This is a genomic window from Micromonospora craterilacus (genome assembly GCF_003236315.1).
Lineage (GTDB): Bacteria > Actinomycetota > Actinomycetes > Mycobacteriales > Micromonosporaceae > Micromonospora > Micromonospora craterilacus.
In genome coordinates, this window is record NZ_POTY01000425.1 from 1 (window position 1) to 2,456 (window position 2,456).

Annotated in this window: 1 protein-coding gene; it reads left to right on the forward strand. The window is 64.2% G+C overall.

Annotated elements, in window-relative coordinates; genetic code table 11:
• Window positions 1–2,456 (forward strand): ATP-dependent Clp protease ATP-binding subunit (locus tag C1I95_RS33385; RefSeq protein WP_111220054.1); only part of this gene is annotated, 2,456 nt, incomplete at its 3' end.

The window sequence follows — 2,456 nt, forward strand, 5'->3', positions numbered from 1 at the left end:
ATGTTCGAGCGGTTCACCGACCGAGCGCGACGGGTTGTCGTCCTGGCCCAGGAAGAGGCCCGGATGCTCAATCACAACTACATCGGTACGGAGCACATCCTGTTGGGCCTGATCCATGAGGGTGAGGGCGTGGCGGCGAAGGCCCTGGAGAGTCTGGGTATTTCTCTGGAGGGTGTCCGTCAGCAGGTGGAGGAGATTATCGGTCAGGGTCAGCAGGCGCCGAGCGGGCATATTCCGTTCACGCCGCGGGCCAAGAAGGTGCTGGAGTTGTCGCTGCGTGAGGCGCTTCAGCTGGGCCACAACTACATCGGTACGGAGCACATCCTGCTCGGCCTGATCCGTGAGGGTGAGGGCGTCGCGGCGCAGGTGCTGGTGAAGCTGGGCGCCGATTTGAACCGGGTCCGTCAGCAGGTGATCCAGTTGCTGTCCGGCTACCAGGGTAAGGAGCCGGCCGCTGCCGGCACCGCGCCGGGTGAGGCCGCGCCGTCGACGAGTCTGGTGTTGGACCAGTTCGGTCGGAACCTGACCCAGGCGGCTCGGGAGGGCAAGCTCGACCCGGTGATCGGGCGGGAGAAGGAGATCGAGCGGGTGATGCAGGTGCTCTCCCGCCGGACGAAGAACAACCCGGTCCTGATCGGTGAGCCCGGTGTGGGTAAGACCGCGGTGGTGGAGGGGCTGTCCCAGAAGATCATCAAGGGTGAGGTGCCCGAGACGCTGAAGGACAAGCAGCTTTACACGCTTGACCTGGGCGCGCTGGTGGCCGGCTCCCGTTACCGGGGTGATTTCGAGGAGCGTCTGAAGAAGGTGCTCAAGGAGATCCGTACCCGGGGCGACATCATCCTGTTCATCGACGAGATCCACACCCTGGTGGGTGCGGGCGCGGCTGAGGGTGCGATCGACGCGGCCAGCATTTTGAAGCCGATGCTGGCTCGTGGCGAGTTGCAGACCATCGGCGCGACCACCCTGGACGAGTACCGCAAGCATTTGGAGAAGGACGCCGCGTTGGAGCGTCGTTTCCAGCCGATCCAGGTGGGTGAGCCGTCGCTGGCCCACACCATCGAGATTTTGAAGGGTCTGCGGGACCGCTACGAGGCGCACCACCGCGTGAGCATCACTGACGCGGCGTTGGTGGCGGCGGCGACGCTTGCCGACCGGTACATTTCTGACCGGTTCCTGCCGGACAAGGCGATCGACTTGATCGACGAGGCGGGTGCCCGGATGCGGATCCGCCGGATGACGGCGCCGCCGGACCTGCGTGATTTCGATGAGCGGATCGCTCAGGTGCGTCGGGACAAGGAGTCCGCGATCGACGCGCAGGACTTCGAGCGGGCCGCGCAGCTGCGGGACAAGGAGAAGCAGCTGCTGGGTCAGAAGGCGCAGCGGGAGAAGGAGTGGAAGGCCGGTGACCTGGACGTCGTCTCCGAGGTTGACGACGAGCAGATCGCTGAGGTGTTGGGTAACTGGACGGGTATCCCGGTCTACAAGTTGACCGAGGAGGAGACGTCGCGGCTGCTGCGTATGGAGGACGAGCTGCACAAGCGCGTCATCGGGCAGGAGGACGCGGTCAAGGCGGTGTCGAAGGCGATCCGCCGTACCCGGGCTGGTTTGAAGGACCCGAAGCGTCCGTCCGGTTCGTTCATCTTCGCCGGCCCGTCCGGTGTGGGTAAGACCGAGCTGTCCAAGGCGCTCGCGGAGTTCCTGTTCGGCAGCGAGGACGCCCTCATCCAGCTGGACATGTCCGAGTTCCACGACCGGTACACCGTCTCCCGCTTGGTGGGTGCCCCGCCCGGCTACGTCGGCTACGACGAGGGTGGGCAGCTGACCGAGAAGGTGCGGCGTCGGCCGTTCAGCGTGGTCCTCTTCGACGAGATCGAGAAGGCCCACCCGGACGTGTTCAACACGTTGCTGCAGATCCTGGAGGACGGTCGGCTCACCGATGGTCAGGGTCGGATCGTGGACTTCAAGAACACGGTGATCATCTTGACCACGAACCTGGGTACCCGGGACGTGGCGAAGGCGGTGTCGCTGGGTTTCCAGGCGTCGGATGACTCGGAGTCGAACTACGACCGGATGAAGCAGAAGGTCAACGACGAGTTGAAGCAGCATTTCCGGCCGGAGTTCCTGAACCGTATCGATGACACCATCGTGTTCCACCAGCTGCGTCAGCAGGAGATCCTGTCGATCGTCGACATCATGATCGCCCGGATCGAGACGCAGCTGCGGAACAAGGACATGGGTCTGGAGTTGACCGACAACGCGAAGAAGTACCTGGCGACCAAGGGCTTCGACCCGGTCCTCGGCGCGCGGCCGCTGCGCCGCACGATCCAGCGGGACATCGAGGACAACCTGTCCGAACGGATCCTGTTCAACGAACTGACCCCAGGCCAGATCGTCGTGGTCGACTGCGAAGGCGACCCGAACAACATCGACAAGTCCAAACTCGTCTTCCGCGGCTC